13 protein-coding genes and 1 pseudogene are annotated in these 17,291 nt (G+C 68.4%); 6 read left to right on the forward strand and 8 right to left on the reverse strand.

The window, feature by feature from the left end; translation table 11 throughout:
* Positions 1-27: 27 nt before the first annotated feature.
* Together BSIN_RS01390 and BSIN_RS01395 are read right to left on the reverse strand one after the other, a co-directional pair.
* Entirely contained in the window at positions 28-717 is a 690-nt protein-coding gene (locus BSIN_RS01390) for a fimbrial biogenesis chaperone (RefSeq protein ID WP_256583527.1), read from the reverse strand.
* 60 nt (positions 718-777) lie between these two features.
* A complete protein-coding gene (locus tag BSIN_RS01395; RefSeq protein WP_059520383.1) occupies positions 778-1,311 on the reverse strand; it encodes a Csu type fimbrial protein in 534 nt (177 codons plus the stop codon).
* Positions 1,312-1,739: 428 nt separating this feature from the next.
* Here BSIN_RS01395 and BSIN_RS01400 point away from each other — a divergent pair, with 428 nt between their 5' ends.
* Positions 1,740-2,726 carry a Csu type fimbrial protein gene (locus tag BSIN_RS01400; protein WP_089339280.1) on the forward strand — a complete coding sequence of 329 codons (987 nt, stop codon included), beginning with the start codon at positions 1,740-1,742 and terminating at the stop codon, positions 2,724-2,726.
* A 143-nt stretch (positions 2,727-2,869) separates the two neighbouring features.
* On the opposite strand, the gene BSIN_RS01405 is transcribed toward BSIN_RS01400, so the two are convergent.
* Entirely contained in the window at positions 2,870-3,676 is an 807-nt protein-coding gene (locus BSIN_RS01405) for a helix-turn-helix transcriptional regulator (RefSeq protein ID WP_059520382.1), read from the reverse strand.
* Between the two features lie 220 nt (positions 3,677-3,896).
* Here BSIN_RS01405 and BSIN_RS01410 point away from each other — a divergent pair, with 220 nt between their 5' ends.
* Positions 3,897-4,652 (forward strand): class I SAM-dependent methyltransferase, encoded by a 756-nt coding sequence (locus BSIN_RS01410; RefSeq protein ID WP_089339265.1) that lies wholly within the window; start codon positions 3,897-3,899, stop codon positions 4,650-4,652.
* A 250-nt stretch (positions 4,653-4,902) separates the two neighbouring features.
* On the opposite strand, the gene ppc is transcribed toward BSIN_RS01410, so the two are convergent.
* Positions 4,903-7,878: a phosphoenolpyruvate carboxylase gene (ppc, locus tag BSIN_RS01420; RefSeq protein ID WP_089339267.1), complete on the reverse strand. Its 2,976-nt coding sequence runs from the start codon at positions 7,876-7,878 to the stop codon at positions 4,903-4,905.
* A gap of 403 nt (positions 7,879-8,281) precedes the next feature.
* Between ppc and hemC the strand changes: the two genes are divergently transcribed.
* The 3 genes from hemC to BSIN_RS01440 are packed head-to-tail and all read left to right on the forward strand — an operon-like array spanning position 8,282 to position 12,436.
* On the forward strand, positions 8,282-9,268 hold the full coding sequence (gene hemC, locus BSIN_RS01430) for a hydroxymethylbilane synthase (RefSeq protein WP_089339268.1): 987 nt from the start codon (positions 8,282-8,284) through the stop codon (positions 9,266-9,268).
* Positions 9,265-11,241, forward strand: a complete 1,977-nt coding sequence (gene hemDX / locus BSIN_RS01435) for a fused uroporphyrinogen-III synthase HemD/membrane protein HemX (protein ID WP_089339269.1) — start codon at positions 9,265-9,267, stop codon at positions 11,239-11,241. Before hemC ends, hemDX begins: the two co-directional genes overlap by 4 nt.
* A 4-nt stretch (positions 11,242-11,245) precedes the next feature.
* On the forward strand, positions 11,246-12,436 hold the full coding sequence (locus BSIN_RS01440; RefSeq protein ID WP_059520375.1) for a heme biosynthesis protein HemY: 1,191 nt from the start codon (positions 11,246-11,248) through the stop codon (positions 12,434-12,436).
* A gap of 111 nt (positions 12,437-12,547) precedes the next feature.
* Here the strand turns inward: BSIN_RS01440 and BSIN_RS01445 are convergent, their stop codons facing one another.
* From BSIN_RS01445 to BSIN_RS01455, 3 genes are all read right to left on the reverse strand, one after another.
* On the reverse strand, positions 12,548-13,855 hold the full coding sequence (locus BSIN_RS01445) for an MFS transporter (protein WP_059520374.1): 1,308 nt from the start codon (positions 13,853-13,855) through the stop codon (positions 12,548-12,550).
* A gap of 166 nt (positions 13,856-14,021) precedes the next feature.
* Positions 14,022-14,780 carry an SDR family oxidoreductase gene (locus BSIN_RS01450; RefSeq protein WP_089339270.1) on the reverse strand — a complete coding sequence of 253 codons (759 nt, stop codon included), beginning with the start codon at positions 14,778-14,780 and terminating at the stop codon, positions 14,022-14,024.
* A gap of 63 nt (positions 14,781-14,843) precedes the next feature.
* Entirely contained in the window at positions 14,844-16,283 is a 1,440-nt protein-coding gene (locus tag BSIN_RS01455) for an aldehyde dehydrogenase family protein (RefSeq protein WP_089339271.1), read from the reverse strand.
* Positions 16,284-16,503: 220 nt separating this feature from the next.
* Between BSIN_RS01455 and ppa the strand changes: the two genes are divergently transcribed.
* Positions 16,504-17,031: an inorganic diphosphatase gene (gene ppa, locus BSIN_RS01460; RefSeq protein ID WP_089339281.1), complete on the forward strand. Its 528-nt coding sequence runs from the start codon at positions 16,504-16,506 to the stop codon at positions 17,029-17,031.
* A 55-nt stretch (positions 17,032-17,086) separates the two neighbouring features.
* Here ppa and BSIN_RS26705 read toward each other — a convergent pair.
* Positions 17,087-17,291 (reverse strand): annotated as a pseudogene (locus BSIN_RS26705) (GIY-YIG nuclease family protein); the annotation flags it as partial.

Genomic DNA, 17,291 nt, shown 5'->3' on the forward strand with positions numbered 1-17,291 from the left:
GAGTGCGCGTGGCCCGGCCGGCGTCAATCAGCGCGGGTCCACGTCGGCCTGCGTCGGTTGCGTGTTGACCGTGGCCCGCACCTGGCGAATGCGCGGCGCGGCCTGCGCCGCGTCGACGCTCAACGGCCATTGCCGCATGCTGCCCGCGAGCGCGTAGCCGAGGAGGCCCGGCGCGACGTCGTGGGTCCGGCCCGCGTCGTCGACGAGCTGCACGGCGGCGATTTGCGCGTGGCGCCCGCCGTCGTTCGCCACGCGCAGCAGCCAGCCGGCCGGTTCGCGCACGAGGTGCCAGGTCAGCTTGGGCGGCGTGAGCGCGGCGTCGGGCTCGACGAATACCGGAATCGAATAGCGCAGCCGGATCGCGATGCCGTTGACCACCGGCGCATCGGGCGTGGGCAGTTCGTCGATCAACACGCGATAGCTCTCTTCGCGCTGCGGCTTGTCGCGGGCGAGCCGCACGAGCCGCACCAGTTGCTCGCCGTGCGTGCCGATCTGCACGAGCGGCGGGCTCGCGGCGAGCCCGGGGGCGGGCGTGAGCACGTCGTCGCCTTGGTCCTGGCTCCACTGGTAGGTGCGCACTTGGCCGTAGATCGGCCGTGCGCCGGGATTGCGCAGTGTGATGCCGGTGGCCGGGGTGTCGGCGCTCAGCTCGACGGTGACGGGCGAGATTTGCAGCGTCGCGGCGCGCGCGCACGCTGCAGCAGCCAGCGCGGCAATGGCGGCGAGCGCGACGAGAGGCGCGCCGACGCGTCGGCGGAGGAGCGTCGTCACGGCCGCTTAGAAGTAGACGGTCGCGGTAACGGTGGTTTGATAGAGATCGGGCTTGGGCGTCGCCTGGGACGGCACCTGGCCGTAGACGGTCAGCGTCTGCGCCGAGCCGGTGCCGGTGCCGCCTACCGTGTTGGTGCCTTGGGTGTTGCCCCAGACCGTCGTGTGGCCGGCGTCCTGATACAGCTGGAAGTCGACGAGCGTGCCGGTATTGCCGGTCGAGGTGCCGGCGAGCAGCCGGGTGGCGACGGTCGAGCCGCTCACGTTGCCTGCGTCGAGCCCGACGTTGTAAGGCGTCGTATTCGAACACGTGACGGACAGCGTCGTCGTTTGGTTGACGGCGGACGCGAGTATGCCGTTCGTGCCGAACGACAGCGGGTTCGCGGAAATCGTGCAGTTCGCCTGGATCGTCAGCGACACGGTAAACGTCGCCGTGGCGGTGCCGTTCGAATAGACGGCCGCTGCCGCGGGCCGGAACGACGGCGCGGCGGCGAGCAGCAGGGCGGCGGCAACAGACGTCGGAATGCGTGGGCGAAAGCGCATGGCGTTGTGACTCCCGTAGACAAGGGTTTTTTTATGCTGTCGCACGATCAGGATACCGAACAGCTTCCGATGAGCTTACGGCGGCTGGCTCCGTTAGCTTTTAATAATAAAGTTACTCGATAAATTAGCGCGAAACAAAGGGAAAATATCTGAATGCGCTTGGGAAATAAACCTAAGTATTAATCCTGATCGGAGTAACGGTTCTATCCTTTGTTGCTTGATCGTGCGTCATTCATGCGCCGGTGCACGCGACGATGCGTCGAGGCCGGATTGGTTTAGGCCGAATCGCGGCCACGGGTCGTCGAGTTGCGTTTATTGGGCGCATCGAATAAAAAGCAGCATGATGCATTTCAATAAGTCATTGGATTGACCTGCGCCGGCGCGCGAGCAAGCACGTGTGCGAAATCAATCAGGATTTCAAAACCGATATGACATTCGAAATCAAATGGCGGCGCATCGGGCGATGCGTGCTCGCGATATGCGCGGCGCTGCTGCTTGCCGGGCCTTGGGCCGCCGCGCGCGCCGAGACGTGTTCGGTGAGCGCCCCCGCGCCGGACTTCGGCTCGGTGAATCCGATTGCGTTGACGGCAGTGCCGACGAGCGCGACGATGACCATCACCTGCACGTGGTCGGCCGTCACGCTGACGCCGAGCGTGCTCGTCTGCCTGAATCTCGGCGGTACGACGCCGCGCTATTTGACGAACGGCACGAACCAGATGCTGTACGACTTGTATCAGGATGCCGGCCATACGCAGAGTTGGGGCGCGGTCTCCGCCGGCACGACGCCGATTTCCGCGACGCTGGTGAAGCCGTTGCTCGGCACGACGGCGAACGCGACCGTTACGGTCTATGGCCAGATCGCCGCGAACCAACCCACCGTGCCGACGGTAGGCAATGCGAACACAGTGTATGCGCAGAGCTTCGCCGGCAATCAGACGTCGCTCAGCTACAGCTTCTATACACTTGCGCCGACGCCGTGCGCATCGCAGACATCGGCCGGCACGTTTGCGTTTACGGCGACGGCCACGGTCGTCAATGATTGCTTCATCAATGCGACCAATGTTGCGTTCGGCACGGCTGGCGTGATCAGCGGCGCGTTGACGGCCACGGGCACGCTCACGGTGCAATGCACGAACGGCGACGCGTTCCGGATCGCACTGAACGGCGGCGCGAGCGGCAACGTGGCGGCGCGGGCGATGCAGCGCACAGGGGGAGGCGCGCAGATCGGCTATCAGCTTTATCTGGATGCCGGCCATGCGGCGGCGTGGGGCGACGGCACGGCCGGCACGTCGATGGCCACCGGAACAGGCAGCGGCGTTGCGCAGACGCTGACCATCTATGGGCAGGTGCCTGCGCAGACAACGCCCGCGCCAGGCAGCTACAGCGATACGATCACCGCGACGATCGCGTTCTGAGCCGCGGGGCCGTGGCCCGCCGGCGCATGCTTGGGGCGCCGCGGTGGCCGCGGCGTTGTGCGTGACGCAGATCGCGGGCGGCGGTGCGCCGGCCCGTGCCGGCCGCGCGTGCCATGCGTGTCATGCGTGCGTTGCGCGTCGCGTTACCCGCGCACCAGCACCACGAGCTTCAGATCGTCGCGCTGCACGGGCTTGAGCGTCATCTGCTGATAGACGACGCGGCCGTCGCGTGGATGATCGAACGCGCGCTCGCCGCCTTCGCGTTCGCCGACGTCTTGCGACGCCCAGTAATGCGCGAACGCGTCGCTTGCGGCGACGAGCGAGTCGATCAGCGCGCGGGTGGGCGCGTCGTTCAGGTGGCGGATCGTGTCGGCGCGGAACTCGGCGACGAGCCGGCGCGAGCGCGCCTGCCAGTCGACGATCAGCGCGCGCGCCGCAGGCGACGTGAACGTGAAGCGCAGCAGGTTGCGCTCGTCGCGTTCGCCGTCGAGCCAGCCGGCGAACAGTGCGCTCGCGGCGTCGTTCCACGTGAGCGCGTTCCACTGGCGATCGAGCACGTAGGCAGGCGTCGCGAGCAGCTTCACGGTGGCCACGAGCGTCGCGGGCACGTCGCTGGCCGCGAGTTCGGGTTCGGCCGGGTCGCGCTGCGCGGCCAGCTCGAACAGATACGCGCGCTCGGCGCGCGACAGTTGCAGCGCGACCGCGATGCGCGCGAGCGCATCGGCGGACGCCGACACCTCGCGCCCTTGCTCGATCCACGTGTACCAGGTGGCGCTCACGCCGCAGAGTTGCGCGACCTCCTCGCGACGCAGCCCCGGCGTTCTGCGCCGCGGGCCGGGCGGCAGGCCCGCGGCTTGCGGCGACAGCCGCTCGCGGTGGGCGCGGATGAAATCGCCGAGCGCGCGGGCCGGCGTGGTGTCGAGCAGGGGCGGGGAGGCGGGATGGCTCATGTTGCGTCGGGTGTGGCGGGTAAAGCGCGGGTTCGAATCAGCGGGCTGGCTGGTGGACCCGATACCAGGATAATTGATTGACTTGTACCGGTACAAATCGGGCTCTATTGTAGCGGTTCGCGGCAGCTGCTGCCGCTGTGCGATCGCCGTTGCGGCGGCGGTTTTTTCACGAATTCCTGACTTGGATGCGCCATCTGCTTCACGACAAGGAGCCCAGCCGATGAAACAGCACGACAAGGTCGCCGACGCGTTTGGCGCGACGGCCGCCGCCTATTTGACGAGCACTGTCCATGCGACGGGCGCCGATCTCGATACCCTCGCCGCCGAGATCGGCGCGACGCCCAATGCGCACGTGCTGGACCTCGGGTGCGGCGCGGGGCATGCGAGCTTCGCGGCGGCGCGCGGCGGCGCCGCGCAGGTGATCGCATACGATCTCGCGCCGCAGATGCTCGCCACGGTCGAGGCGGCCGCGCGCGAGCGCGGCTTGTCCAGCGTGCGCGTCGAGCAGGGTGCGGCGGAGCGTTTGCCGTTCGCCGACGCGTCGTTCGACTGGGTCGTGAGCCGGATGAGCGCGCATCACTGGCGCGACGTGCGGCGCGCGCTCGCGCAAGTGCGCCGCGTGCTGAAGCCGGGTGGCCAGGTGCTGTTCATCGACGTCGCGGGCGCCGACGATCCACTCATCGACACGCACTTGCAAGCGGCCGAAGTGCTGCGCGACGCGTCGCACGTGCGCAATTACCGCGCCGATGAATGGCTGCGCATGTTCGACGAAGCGGGCTTGGCGGCCGAGGTGCGCGAGCGTTGGCGCCTGCCGATCGAATTCGCGAGCTGGATTGCGCGCATGCGCACGCCGCAGGTGCGTGCGGATGCGATTCGCGCGCTGTGGGCCGGCGCGCCCGACGAAGTGCGCGCGTACTACGACGTGCAGCCGGACGGCTCATTCAAGCTCGATGCGCTGATGATCGGCGCGCATTGACGGCCGCGGCCGTCGGCGCGGCGCCGTGCGCGGGACGGCGGAGCAACTGTCGTTCGGTCAAGGCAAAAGGCCGCGGCGGTAAATGCCGCAGCGGCCTTTTTGTCTCGCGGCCGATTTCCGGCCCGGCCGGGCGCAGAGCCGGCCGGCGATGCGCGATTGAAACGGCGGCCACGGCAAGCGGCCGCCGCCCGCCGCCCGCCACGCGCCGCTGCGGCACGCGGTTTGACCGCGCGCACCGCGCCGTGCCGGATCAACCGGTATTGCGCAGCCCGGCCGCGATTCCGTTGATCGTCAGATGAATCCCGCGCCGCAGCCGCGCGTTCGTATCGCCCGCGCGGTGCCGCTTGATCAACTCGACTTGCAGGTGGTTGAGCGGATCGAGATACGGGAAGCGGTTTTTGATCGACCGCGCGAGAAGCGGGTTCGCCGCAAGCCGCTCGCCGTGGCCGGTGATCTCGGCAAGCGCGTCCGACGTGCGATGCCACTCGGCGACGATCCGCTCGAACACGTGCTTGCGCAGCTTCTTGTCGGCGACGAGCTGCGCGTAGCGCGACGCGACCGCGAGATCGGTTTTCGCGAGCACCATGTCCATGTTCGACAGCAGATGCGCGAAGAACGGCCAGGTCTTGTTCATCTTCTTGAGCTGCGCGACGCGCCGGGCGCGCTCGGTGGCGTCCGTCGCACCGTCGAGGTACGCGGCGACCGCGCTGCCGAAGCCGTACCAGCCCGTCAGCAGCAGCCGGCACTGGCCCCACGAGAAGCCCCACGGAATCGCGCGCAGATCCTCGATCTTGCGGTGCTTCGGGTCTTGCAGCTTGCGCGATGCGGGCCGGCTGCCGATGTTGAGTTCGGCGATCTCGGTGATCGGCGTCGACGAGAAGAAATAGTCGGTGAAGCCGGGCGTTTCGTAGACGAGCGCGCGATACGCGGCCATCGCGGCGTCGGACAGCGTCTGCATCACCGCCTCGAATGCCGCAAGCTGCTTCGGCGCATTGGTGTGCGGCAGCAGCGTCGCCTCGAGCGTCGCGGCGACCACCGTTTCGAGATTGCGCCGGCCGATCTCCGGGTTCGCGAACTTGCTCGCGATCACTTCGCCCTGCTCGGTGAGCCGGATCTGGCCGTTGACCGTGCCGGGCGGCTGCGACAGGATCGCCTGATAGGTCGGGCCGCCGCCGCGGCCGACCGTGCCGCCGCGGCCGTGGAACAGCCGCAGCCTGATCCCGCGCTCGCGGAACAGTTCGACGAGCGCGAGTTCGGCGCGGTAAAGCTCCCAGTTCGACGTGAGGAAGCCGCCGTCCTTGTTGCTGTCGGAATAGCCGAGCATCACTTCCTGCTCGTCGTCCTGATGCGCGAGCAGATCGCCGACGCCCGGCAACGCGAAGAATTCGCGCATGATGTCGGGCGCGTTGCGCAAGTCGGCAATCGTCTCGAAGAGCGGAATGACCATCAGGTCATTGCGCGCGTGGCTGCCCGGCGTGCCGAGCGTGCCGTCGAACAGACCGGTTTCCTTCTGCAGCAGCAGGACTTCGACGAGATCGCTCACCGTCTCGGTGTGCGAAATGATGTAGTTGCGCACCGCGCGCGGGCCGAACTGCGAGCGGATCGCGCGCGCGCGCTCGAGCACGCCGAGTTCGCTTTTCGCGAGATCCGAATAGTCGAGATACGGCGAGCGCAGCGGCCGCGGATCGGCGAGCGCGGCGAGCAGCACGCGCAGTTTGTCGCGCTCGGCGAGCGCCGCGTAATCGGGCTCGATGCCCGCGCGCGCGAACAGCTCGGCGATCACCGCCTCGTGGATGTCGGAGCTTTGCCGCAGATCGATGCTCGCGAGGTGAAAGCCGAATGCCTCGGCCGCGCGCACGAGGGGCGCGAGGCGCGGCGCCGCGAGCGATTCGCCGTGATGCTCGGCGAGCGAATCCATCAGCACGCGCAGATCGGCGGCGAACGCTTCGGCGTCCGCATAAGGCGTCGCGCGCACGGGCGCGGCGCCCCGGCCCGCGCTGCGCACCGGCACCGCGCCTTCGCCGAGCCGCACGCGCGCGCTTGCCGCCACGCGCGTGTAGACGCCGATCAGCGCGCGGCGGTACGGCTCGTCGACGCGGTGCGGCGACTGGTCGGGCGATGCGGCCGCGAGCGCCTTCAGCGCGTCGCTTGCGCCGACGAGCAGGTTCGATACCGACAACTCCGCGCCCAGCTTGTGCACCTGCTCGAGGTAATGCTCGAAGATCACCGCGGCCTGGCGGTTGATCGCTTCGTCGAGCGTCGCGGCGGTGACGTTCGGGTTGCCGTCGCGATCGCCGCCAATCCAGCTTCCCATCTGGAAAAACGCCGGCACGCGCGCGGGCAGGCCGTGCTCGGCGAGCGCCTCCTCGATGTCGGCGTAGAGCGCGGGCAGCTCGTCGAGGAACGTCGCGCGGTAGTACGACAGCGCGTTCTCGATTTCGTCGGCGACCGTCAGCCGCGCATCGCGCAGCATCCGGGTCTGCCAGAGCGTCATCACGCGCGCGCGCAGCAGCGCTTCGTTGTGTGCGCGCTCGCGCGCGGTGAGCGGCTGATCGCGCTCGGCCAGCAGGCGCGCGATGTCGTGCTGCGCGTCGAGGATGCTCTTTCGCTGCACTTCGGTCGGGTGCGCGGTCAGCACGGGCACGATCAGCGCGTCGTCGAAGAATTGCCTGATGGCTTTCGACGATGCGCCGCCCGCCTCCTTCAGTTTGGCAAGCGCATACGCGACGGTGCCCGCCTGTGGCGCGGAGCCCGCGAGCGCGTGGATGCGGCGGCGGCGATTGTGATGGCGGTCCTCGGCGATGTTCGCGAGATGCGAGAAATAGCTGAACGCGCGCACCACGCTCACGGTTTGCTCGGGCGTGAGCTTCCTCAGCATCTTCTCGAGCGTTTGCGCCGCCGCGTTGTCGTCTTCGCGGCGGAATTTGACGGCTGTCTGGCGGATCGTCTCGACTACTTCGAACACGGCGTCGCCTTCCTGCTCCCGAACCACGTCGCCGAGCAGGCGGCCGAGATAGCGGATGTCCTCGAAGAGCGGGCGGTCCTTGTCTTCGCGCGTGCGGCCGTTCGGTTTGGCGGCGGCGTTGGCATGGCCATTCGCGCGCGCCACGCCTTTCGGCTCGCGCGGGGGCGTCTGGCTGCGGGCGCGGACGGCGGCGGATGCCGGCGCGGGGGAGGGCGAGACTGCGTTGCGGCGCGTCGAGCGCACCGATCCGGAAGACTTCACGATCGATTTCCTTGGGAAAGCACGAGTGAACGGGAACAACGGTCCTGCAACAGCGCGATCGGCGCGCGGCTCGTCTCGTCATGCGCGATCCGGCCGAGCCGCGCGGACGCGCAGCGCGGACACGCGCTCCGGCGGGCGGCGCGCCTGGCCTGGCGGTGCGCGTCCGCGCAGCGGATCGGCGCTCCACCAGGCTCGGCCGAGCGAAGCGCGAGCGCGGTCGTGTGGCGGCCGCGCTCGCGCTTCGGCTGGCACGCCGATCCTCGCGGCGGTGGCGAGCCGCCGGGGCGACCGAGCAGACCGGCCCAGCAGACCGGCCAAACCGCGCCCGCTTGGCCAAGCGGGCCGGCCAGGCCCGCGTGCTACCATTGCCTGCTTCTGGTCCCACCGGTGATATGCCAGTCAGATGAATTCCGAGACTTTTTCGGCCGAGCTTCCCGCGACGCTGACGATCGCTTCGCGCGAGAGCCGCCTCGCCATGTGGCAAGCCGAGCACGTGCGTGATGCGCTGCGCAAATTATATCCAGCTTGTGACGTAAATATCCTCGGGATGACGACACGAGGCGATCAAATTCTCGATCGCGCGCTGTCGAAAGTAGGCGGCAAGGGGCTGTTCGTCAAAGAGCTCGAGCACGCGCTCGCCGACGGCCGCGCCGATCTCGCCGTGCATTCGCTGAAAGACGTGCCGATGGTGCTGCCCGACGGCTTCGCGCTCGCGGCCGTGCTGCATCGCGAAGATCCGCGCGACGCGTTCGTCTCGAATGCGTATGCGTCGCTCGCCGAATTGCCGGCCGGCGCGATCGTCGGCACGTCGAGCCTGCGCCGCGAGGCGATGCTGCGCGCACGCTATGCGCAGCTCGACGTGCGGCCGCTGCGCGGCAATCTCGATACGCGGCTTGCCAAGCTCGATCGCGGCGATTACGCGGCGATCATTCTCGCAGCAGCAGGATTGAAGCGCCTTGGCCTGCAAGCGCGCATCCGCGCGCACCTCGACGTCGGCGACAGCCTGCCCGCCGCCGGGCAGGGCGCGCTCGGCATCGAGATCGCCGCGCACCGGGCGGACGTCGCCCGCTGGCTCGCCCCGCTGCACGATGCGCGCACCGCGCTCGCGGTCGAGGCCGAGCGGATGGTGTCGCGCTCGCTCGGCGGCAGTTGCGAAGTGCCGCTCGCCGCGCATGCGGTATGGCACGGCGACGCGCTGCATCTGACGGGCAGCGTCTCGACGACGGACGGCCGCCGCGTGCTGCGCGCGAGCGCGAGCGCGCATGCCGCGACGCCCGCCGACGCGCTCGCGCTCGGGCGCACGGTCTCCGACGCGCTCGAGCAGCAGGGCGCGCGCGAAATCGTCGACGCGCTCGTCGCGGCGAGCGCGCAAAAGGGCGGCGCGCAATGACGCGCGCGCCGCGCGGGTTCACCGCGGTGCTCACGCGGCCCGACGGTCAGTCGTCGGGACTTGCCGCTCAGCTCGCGGCGGCGGGCATCGACGTGCTCGACTTCCCGCTGATCGACATCGCGCCGCTCGCCGACGACGCGCCGCTTGCCGGTGCGCTCGCGCGGCTCGATGCATACGCCCTCGTCGTGTTCGTGTCGCCGAACGCGATCGACCATGCGCTCGCGCGGCTCGACGCGATCTGGCCGCATCCGCTGCCGATCGGCGTCGTCGGGCCGGGCAGCGTCGCCGCGCTCGCGCGGCACGGGATCGTCGCGGGTACGCACCGGGTGATCGCGCCGCGCGAGTCCGGCAATGGCGGCACGCCGCGCTACGATTCGGAAAGCCTGTTCGTGGAGATCGAGCGCGCGTTCGGCGGCGCGCTCGCGCTTGCCGGCAAGCGCGTGCTGATCGTGCGCGGCGACGGCGGCCGCGAGTGGCTCGCCGAGCGGTTGCGCGAAGCGGGCGCCGAAGTCGAACTGGTCGCCGCGTACCGGCGCATCATGCCCGAGCCGTCGATCCGTGCGTGGGAGCGCGTGCATGGGCTATTGTCGGGCGAGCCGCACGCGTGGCTCGTGACGAGTTCGGAGGGCGTGCGCAATCTGCAGGAACTCGCGCACGCGCATTTGACCGAAGCGGAAATCGACGCGCTGACGCGCGCTCGGTTCGTTGCGCCGCATCCGCGGATCGCCGAGACCGCGAGGGCGCTCGGTTTTGATAGGATTACGCTGTCCGGCGCGGGCGATGAGCGCATCGTCCACGCGTTTCGTACGTTGGCCGAAGAGGCCGATCAACCGGCGACCGCCGCACCGATGCCTTCACGCATGACAGACACCAACGATACCAAAGACACTTCCTCCAGGCCGGCCACGGCGGCCACGCCGCCGAATCAGCCATTTACGCCGTTTGAAGCGAAGGCGCGGAGCGGCGGCTCGATCGCGGCGCTGTGGCTCGTGACGATCGCGATCGCGGCGGCGGCGGGCGCGGGAGGCTATGCGCTGAACCGTAAGGTCGACCGCGTCGACCAGCACGCGGCCGAGCGGCAAAAGACGCTTGATGCGCAGACGGCCGAGCTGCGCGCGAAGGCCGACCAGGCGCTCGCGAGCGTGCACGACACCGGCGCGCAGCTTTCCCAGCTCGACGGCAAGCTCGCCGACGCGCGGGCCGCGCAGCAGGCGCTGCAAGAGCAATATCAGGATCTGTCGCGCAACCGCGACGCATGGATGATCGAGGAAGTCGGCCAGATGCTGTCGAGCGCGAGCCAGCAGCTTCTGCTGACGGGCAATACGCAGCTCGCGCTGATCGCGCTGCAGAACGCCGATTCGCGGCTTGCGTCGTCGCAGAGCGCGCAGGCGGTCGTGGTGCGCAAGGCGGTTGCGCAGGATATCGAACGATTGAAGGCCGCGCCGTCCGTCGATCTGACGGGGCTCGCGATCAAGCTCGACGATGCGATCGCGAAAATCGACGGGTTGCCGCTGTCGGGCGAGGTGCTCGCGCCGCACGAATCCACCCGCCCCGAAGCCGCGCTCAGTGCGCTGCGCACGGCCGAGGCCGCCGGCGAGCCGCGCTGGAAGGCGTGGTGGCGTGGTTTTTCGGCGGGTATCGGCGAACAGGTGAAATCGCTCATCGAGGTGCGCCGTATCGATCATGCGGACGCGATGCTGGCGTCGCCGGAGCAGGGCTACTTCGTGCGCGAGAACGTGAAGCTGCGGCTGTTGAGCGCGCGGCTTTCGCTGCTCGCGCGCAACGACAGCGCGATGAAATCCGATCTGCATGCGGCACAGGCGGCGCTTTCCCGCTACTTCGACGGCAGCTCGAAGGACACCCAGACCGTTCAGGATCTCGTCAAGCAGGTGGATGCCGCGTCGCTGGCGGTCGCGACGCCGAACCTGAACGCGAGCCTGAACGCGGTTCAACAGTTCAAGAGCCGGGGTTGACGACATGACGCTGCGTGGAATCATCTGGCTTGCCGTGCTGTTCGCGATCGCAGCGGCGCTCGCGACGCTCGGCCGCTTCGACACCGGGCAGGTGCTGATCGTCTATCCGCCTTACCGGATCGACCTGTCGTTGAACTTCTTCGTGCTGGCGATCATCGTCGTCTTCATCGCGCTGTATGCGTTGACGCGAATCGTGCGCAATATCTGGCGCATGCCGCGGCGTGTTGCCGCGTATCGCGCGAAAATGCGCGCGGAGCGGGCGCAGGCGTCGCTGCGCGACGCGCTCGCGAATCTGTACGCGGGCCGCTTCTCGCGTGCCGAGAAGGCCGCGCGCGATGCGCTCGCTGTGGATGCGAACCAGAGCGCGGCGAGCCTCATCGCCGCCTCGGCCGCGCACCGGATGCACGAGTACGCGCGGCGCGACGAATGGCTCGCGAAGATCGACGGGCAGGACTGGCAGGATGCGCGGCTCCTCGCCACCGCCGATATGCGCGCGGACGGCCGCGACGCGCAAGGCGCGCTCGCCGCGCTTGCCGAAATGCAGGCGTCGGGCGGCAAGCGGATTCATGCGCAGCAGATCGCGCTGCGCGCGCAGCAGCAGTTGAAGAACTGGCCCGAGGTGCTCAAGCTGGCGAAGGCGCTCGAAAAGCGTGAAGCGCTGCATCCGGCCGCGGCCGTGCGCCTGCGTCAGCAGGCGGCCGAGCATCTGTTGCGCGAGCGCCGGCACGATGCCGATGCGTTGCTTGAAGTGTGGCAGTCGTTGTCGGCGGCCGAGCGGCAGTCGCCGCGGCTTGCCGATCTCGCCGCGGAGCTGCTGATCGCGCTCGAGCGCAGGCAGGAGGCGCGGCGGATCGTCGAAGAGGCGCTTGCGCACAATTGGAACGCGCGTCTGTTGCGCCGCTATCCCGATACCGCGGATGCCGACGCGCTGCCGCTGATCCAGAAAGCCGAAGCGTGGCGCAAGGATCGGCTGGAGGACGCGGACTTGCTGTTCGCACTCGGCCGCCTGTGTCAGCGCCAGCAGCTGTGGGGCAAGGCGCAGTCGTTCCTCGAGGCGGCGCTCAAGCTCGCCGACGAGGAATCGCTGAAGATTCGCGCGCACCGCGCGCTCGCGCGCCTGTTCGAACAGTTGGGTGAAACCGACAAGGCCGCGCAGCACTATCGGGAAAGCGCGCTCGCGATCACGGTGGTGTGAATCGCCGCGATGCGCGGCGCTCGATGCGCGTGTTTATGCGATGCGCTTGCTACTCAGGCGCGGCAAACGGCGGCCCTTGCGGCCGCCGTTTTACATTGAGCGGCCGCCGGTTCAGCGATCGACGAGCGCCTTCGGCACCGATAGCACCAGCAGGCCGCCCAGCACCATGAACGCGGCGAGCATGATCATCCCCGCATCGTTCGTTCCGGTTGCCTGCTTGAGCCAGCCGATCGCATAAGGGCTCAGGAAGCCGGCGAGGTTGCCGATCGAATTGATTATCGCAATGCCCGCTGCCGCCGCGCCGCCGCCGAGGAACGCGGTCGGCAGGCTCCAGAAGAGCGGCAGCGCGCTCAGGATGCCGATCGTCGCAAGCGTGAGGCCGAGCATGGCGAGCGGCGTATCGTGCGCCCAGACGACCGACAGCGCGAGCCCGATCGCGCCTGCGGCGGCCGGCAGCGCGATGTGCCAGCGCCGTTCGCGACGGCGGTCGGCGCTCGATGCGATCGCCAGCATCGCGACGACGGCCGCTGCGTAGGGAATCGCCGATAGAAGCCCGATCGTGAACGCGTCGGTCACGCCCGTCGACTTGATCAGCGTAGGCAGCCAGAAGCCGACGCCGTACAGCCCCGTCACGAACGAGAAATAGATCGCGCCCATCAGCCATACGCGCGGGCTGGCGAACACGGCGGCAAGCGGCGGGTCGTCCTTGCGCGCGGCTTCGAGCGCGACGTTGCGCGCAAGCAGCGCTTTTTCGTCGCCGTCGAGCCAGCTCGCGTCGTCGATGCGATCGTCGAGCACGACGAGCAGCAGCATGCCGACGGCGATCGACGGGATGCCTTCGAGCAGGAACAGCCATTGCCAGCCATGCCAGCCGTTCGCGCCGTCGAACGCTTTCAGGATGTAGCCGGAGATCGGCCCGCCGACAATACCCGACAGCGCGACGGCCGTCATGAACAGTGTCGTCATCCGGCCCCGTCGATGCGCGGGATACCAATAGGTCAGATAGAGGATTACGCCGGGGAAGAAACCCGCCTCGGCCGCGCCCAGCAGAAAACGCATCGCGTAGAACGCGCTCGGCGTGGTCACGAACATCGTGAGCGCCGAGAGGATGCCCCACGTGATCATGATCCGTGCGATCCAGAGCCGTGCGCCGACCCGGTGCAGGATCATGTTGCTCGGGACTTCGAACAGAAAATAGCCGATGAAGAAAATTCCGGCGCCGAGCCCGTAGACGGCGTCTGACAGATGCAGGTCGGCCGCCATTTGCAGTTTCGCGAACCCGACGTTGACGCGGTCGAGATACGCGACCACGTAGCAGAGCAGCAACATCGGCGCGAGCCGCCACGAGACCTTGCGGTAGGTGGCCGCTTCGAACGCGGACGGCGTGTTCGGCGTGATCGCCGGCATTGGACTGGCCATGATGTCTCCTCTGGTGTTTTATCTGGTGACGGTGCTTCGGTCTTCAGCGTGCAGTGCGCAAACGTGTTTGCCGCGGCTTGCGTTGCGCACGCGCCGCGTGCCGTGGGCTGCTGCGCTTGCAGCGTGCCACGCAGAGGTCCGCGTGGTGCCGCTGCACCCGCGCCGCTCAAACGCAGCGGCCGCCGTCGACTTCGATGCACGCGCCCGTGACGAACGCCGCTTCGTCGGATGCCAGGTAAAGCGCGGCATTCGCGACGTCCTGCGGCGTCGATAGCCGCCCGAGCGGGATCGTCGCAATGAAGCGTGCGCGGTTTTCCGGCGTATTGGCCGCTCCCATGAATTCGGCCGTGAGCCCGGTGTCGCCGAGCACTGGGTTCACGCAGTTCACGCGGATCCGGTCGCCGCCCAGCTCGGCGGCAAGCGCCTTGCTCGCGGTGATCATCGCGCCTTTCGTGCTGTTGTACCAGACGAGGCCGGGGCGCGGCCGCACGCCCGCCGTCGACGCGATGTTGACGAACGCGCCGCCGCCCATGCGGCGAAAGTGTGGCACGAAAGTTTGCACGCAGAAGAACAGGCTTTTCATATTGACGGCATACACCCGGTCGTATTCGGCCTCGGTCACGTCGAGCACCGGCTGGTTGCGGTGGGTGGTGCCTGCATTGTTGACGACGATCTGCACGCTGTCGAACGCGTCGAACGCGGCGTGTGCCAGCGTGCGCCAGTCGTCGCCGCGCGACACGTCGGCCGCGACGGCGATCGCGCGCCCGCCGGCAAGCGCGATCTGGCTCGCGACGCGCTCGGCGGCCACGCCATTCAGATCGTTGACGACGACGTTCGCGCCTTCGCGCGCGAACGTAGCCGCGATACCTGCGCCGAATCCCGAGCCTGCGCCCGTGACGATGGCGGTCTTGCCGCTCAGCCGCATCGGTAGTCTCCTGAGTGGGGTGTCATGATCTGCGTACAGGGCGAAACGTATCGCGCCCGCCCGTCAACCGTGTTTGAGCGCGATGGTCTTGAGCACGGTGAAGCCGTACAGCGCCTCGAAGCCTTTCTCGCGGCCGTGACCGGAGCGGCCCACGCCGCCGAACGGCAACTCCGCGCCGCCGCCCGCGCCGTAATCGTTGACGAAAACCTGCCCCGCGCGCAGCTTGCGCGCGAGGCGCAACTGGCGCGCGCCGTCGCGCGTCCAGATGCCCGCGACAAGCCCGTAGCGCGTGCCGTTCGCAAGCGCGAGCGCCTCATCCTCGTCTGCAAACCGCATCGCGGCGAGCACGGGCCCGAACACTTCCTCCTGCGCGAGACGGTGCGTATGCGGGACGTCGCGCAGCAGCACGGGCGCCTGATAGAAACCCGTTTCCGGCGCATCGGGCGCAACTTCGCCATGTGCGGCCATCGCGACGCCGTCGTGCTGCGCATCGGATAGAAAATCCCACACGCGTTGTTGCTGCTTCGCGCTGATGAGCGGGCCGCAATCGAGATCGGCGCCGGCCGGGCCGACCTTCAGCGCGCCGAACGCGGCTGCCAGGCGCTCGACGAGCGGCTCGTAGATCGCCCGCTCGATCAGCACGCGGCTGCCGGCCGAGCAGGTTTGCCCGCTGTTCTGGATGATCGCGGACACGAGCACGGGCAGCGCCGCGTCGAGATCGGCATCGGCGAATACGATTTGCGGCGATTTACCGCCCAGCTCCAGCGTGACCGGCGCGTGGTGCTCGGCCGCCATTTGCGCGACGGCGCGGCCGGTGTCCGGCGAGCCCGTGAACGACAGATGATCGACACCCGGATGACGCGCGAGCGCTGCGCCTGCTTCGAAGCCGTAACCTGTCACGACACTGAGCGCGCCTGCGGGCAGCCCGGCTTCGGCCGCGAGCGTCGCCACCCGGAGAATCGACAGGCACGCGTCCTCGGATGGTTTCACGACGCACGCATTACCGGCTGCGAGCGCCGCGCCCACGCTGCGCCCGAGGATCTGCATCGGATAGTTCCACGGCACGATGTGGCCGGTCACGCCGTGCGGCTCGCGCAGCGTCAGCACCGTGTAGCCCGCGCGGTACGGCAGCGAGCTGCCGTGCAGCTTGTCCGCCGCGCCTGCGTAGAACTCGAAATAGCGGGCGAGCGCGTCGGCGTCCGCGCGGGCCTGCGACAGCGGCTTGCCGGTGTCGCGCGATTCGATCAGCGCGAGTTCGTCGCGGCATGCGGCCACGAGCATCGACAGCCGATATAGCATGCGTCCCCGTTCGGCCGCGCTTGCCGCCCCCCACGGGCCGTCGAATGCCGCGCGCGCCGCGTGCACCGCCGCGTCGACGTCGGCTGCGGTGCCGCGCGCGATCCGCGCGAACGGCTCGCCATCGGACGGATCGATGACGGCGATCGTTTCCCCGCCGGCGGGCGCTGCCCAAGCTCCCGCGATGAAGTGCTTCGCTTCTTCCATGTTCGCTCCAGGCCTTTGGCCGCTCGTTGCGCGCATTGCCTGCGATCTCTCGATGCGCCATCGACGCCGGGCCGGCACGCGCCGCGCTGCATCGTTGCCGGATTATCGCGCCGATCACGATGCGAGCGCCATCGGGCGATTGGCTATAATGCTCGTTCCATCGGACAGGCGGCGGGCCGCCTTCCGTCCCGATTCCCATCCGCACTGCAAGAGAACGCTCATGAGCTTTAGCAATGTCCCGGCGGGCAAGGACCTGCCGCACGACTTCAACGTGATCATCGAAATCCCGGCGCAAAGCGAGCCGGTCAAGTACGAGGCGGACAAGGAGCTAGGCCTCCTCGTGGTCGACCGCTTCATCGGCACCGGCATGCGCTATCCGGTCAACTACGGCTTCATTCCGCAAACGCTGTCGGGCGATGGCGATCCGGTCGACGTGCTCGTCATCACGCCGTTCCCGCTGCTCGCAGGCTCGGTCGTGCGCGCGCGCGCGCTGGGTATGCTGAAGATGACCGACGAGTCGGGCGTCGACGCGAAGCTCATCGCCGTGCCGCACGACAAGATCAGCCCGATGACGGCCGGCATCCAGTCGCTCGACGACGTGCCCGGCTATCTGAAGGACCAGATCAGGCACTTCTTCGAACAGTACAAGGCGCTCGAGAAGGGCAAGTGGGTGAAGGTCGACGGCTGGGACGGCATCGAAGCCGCGCACAAGGAAATTTCCGAAGGCGTCGCGAACTTCAAGAAGTAAGCGCCGTCGCGGCGCTCGATGTGCCGCTCGCTGTACCGAAACCGCGCGTGCCTCGTCATGAGGCCGCGCGGTTTTGTTTGGCGCGCACGCGGCGCGGGGCGGCCGCGCGTGCGTTTTCGTCTCCGGTTTCGCTTGCGGCGGCGGCGGGGATGGGCTTTGCTCCGTTGGAGGCGGGTGAACGCTTCGACGGCTTCGACGGCTTCGACGGCTTCGACGGCTTCGACGGCTTCGACGGCTTCGACGGCTTCGACGGCTTCGAC

Origin of the sequence: Burkholderia singularis (assembly GCF_900176645.1) — a bacterium.
Lineage (GTDB): Bacteria > Pseudomonadota > Gammaproteobacteria > Burkholderiales > Burkholderiaceae > Burkholderia > Burkholderia singularis.

Excerpts from the sequence above, each read along its gene's own strand:
- BSIN_RS01395 (WP_059520383.1), bottom strand. The coding sequence starts at position 1,311 with ATGCGCTTTCGCCCACGCATTCCGACGTCTGTTGCCGCCGCCCTGCTG.
- BSIN_RS01400 (WP_089339280.1), top strand. The coding sequence starts at position 1,740 with ATGACATTCGAAATCAAATGGCGGCGCATCGGGCGATGCGTGCTCGCG.
- BSIN_RS01405 (WP_059520382.1), bottom strand. The coding sequence starts at position 3,676 with ATGAGCCATCCCGCCTCCCCGCCCCTGCTCGACACCACGCCGGCCCGC.
- BSIN_RS01410 (WP_089339265.1), top strand. The coding sequence starts at position 3,897 with ATGAAACAGCACGACAAGGTCGCCGACGCGTTTGGCGCGACGGCCGCC.
- hemC (WP_089339268.1), top strand. The coding sequence starts at position 8,282 with ATGAATTCCGAGACTTTTTCGGCCGAGCTTCCCGCGACGCTGACGATC.
- hemDX (WP_089339269.1), top strand. The coding sequence starts at position 9,265 with ATGACGCGCGCGCCGCGCGGGTTCACCGCGGTGCTCACGCGGCCCGAC.
- BSIN_RS01440 (WP_059520375.1), top strand. The coding sequence starts at position 11,246 with ATGACGCTGCGTGGAATCATCTGGCTTGCCGTGCTGTTCGCGATCGCA.
- BSIN_RS01445 (WP_059520374.1), bottom strand. The coding sequence starts at position 13,855 with ATGGCCAGTCCAATGCCGGCGATCACGCCGAACACGCCGTCCGCGTTC.
- BSIN_RS01450 (WP_089339270.1), bottom strand. The coding sequence starts at position 14,780 with ATGCGGCTGAGCGGCAAGACCGCCATCGTCACGGGCGCAGGCTCGGGA.
- BSIN_RS01455 (WP_089339271.1), bottom strand. The coding sequence starts at position 16,283 with ATGGAAGAAGCGAAGCACTTCATCGCGGGAGCTTGGGCAGCGCCCGCC.
- ppa (WP_089339281.1), top strand. The coding sequence starts at position 16,504 with ATGAGCTTTAGCAATGTCCCGGCGGGCAAGGACCTGCCGCACGACTTC.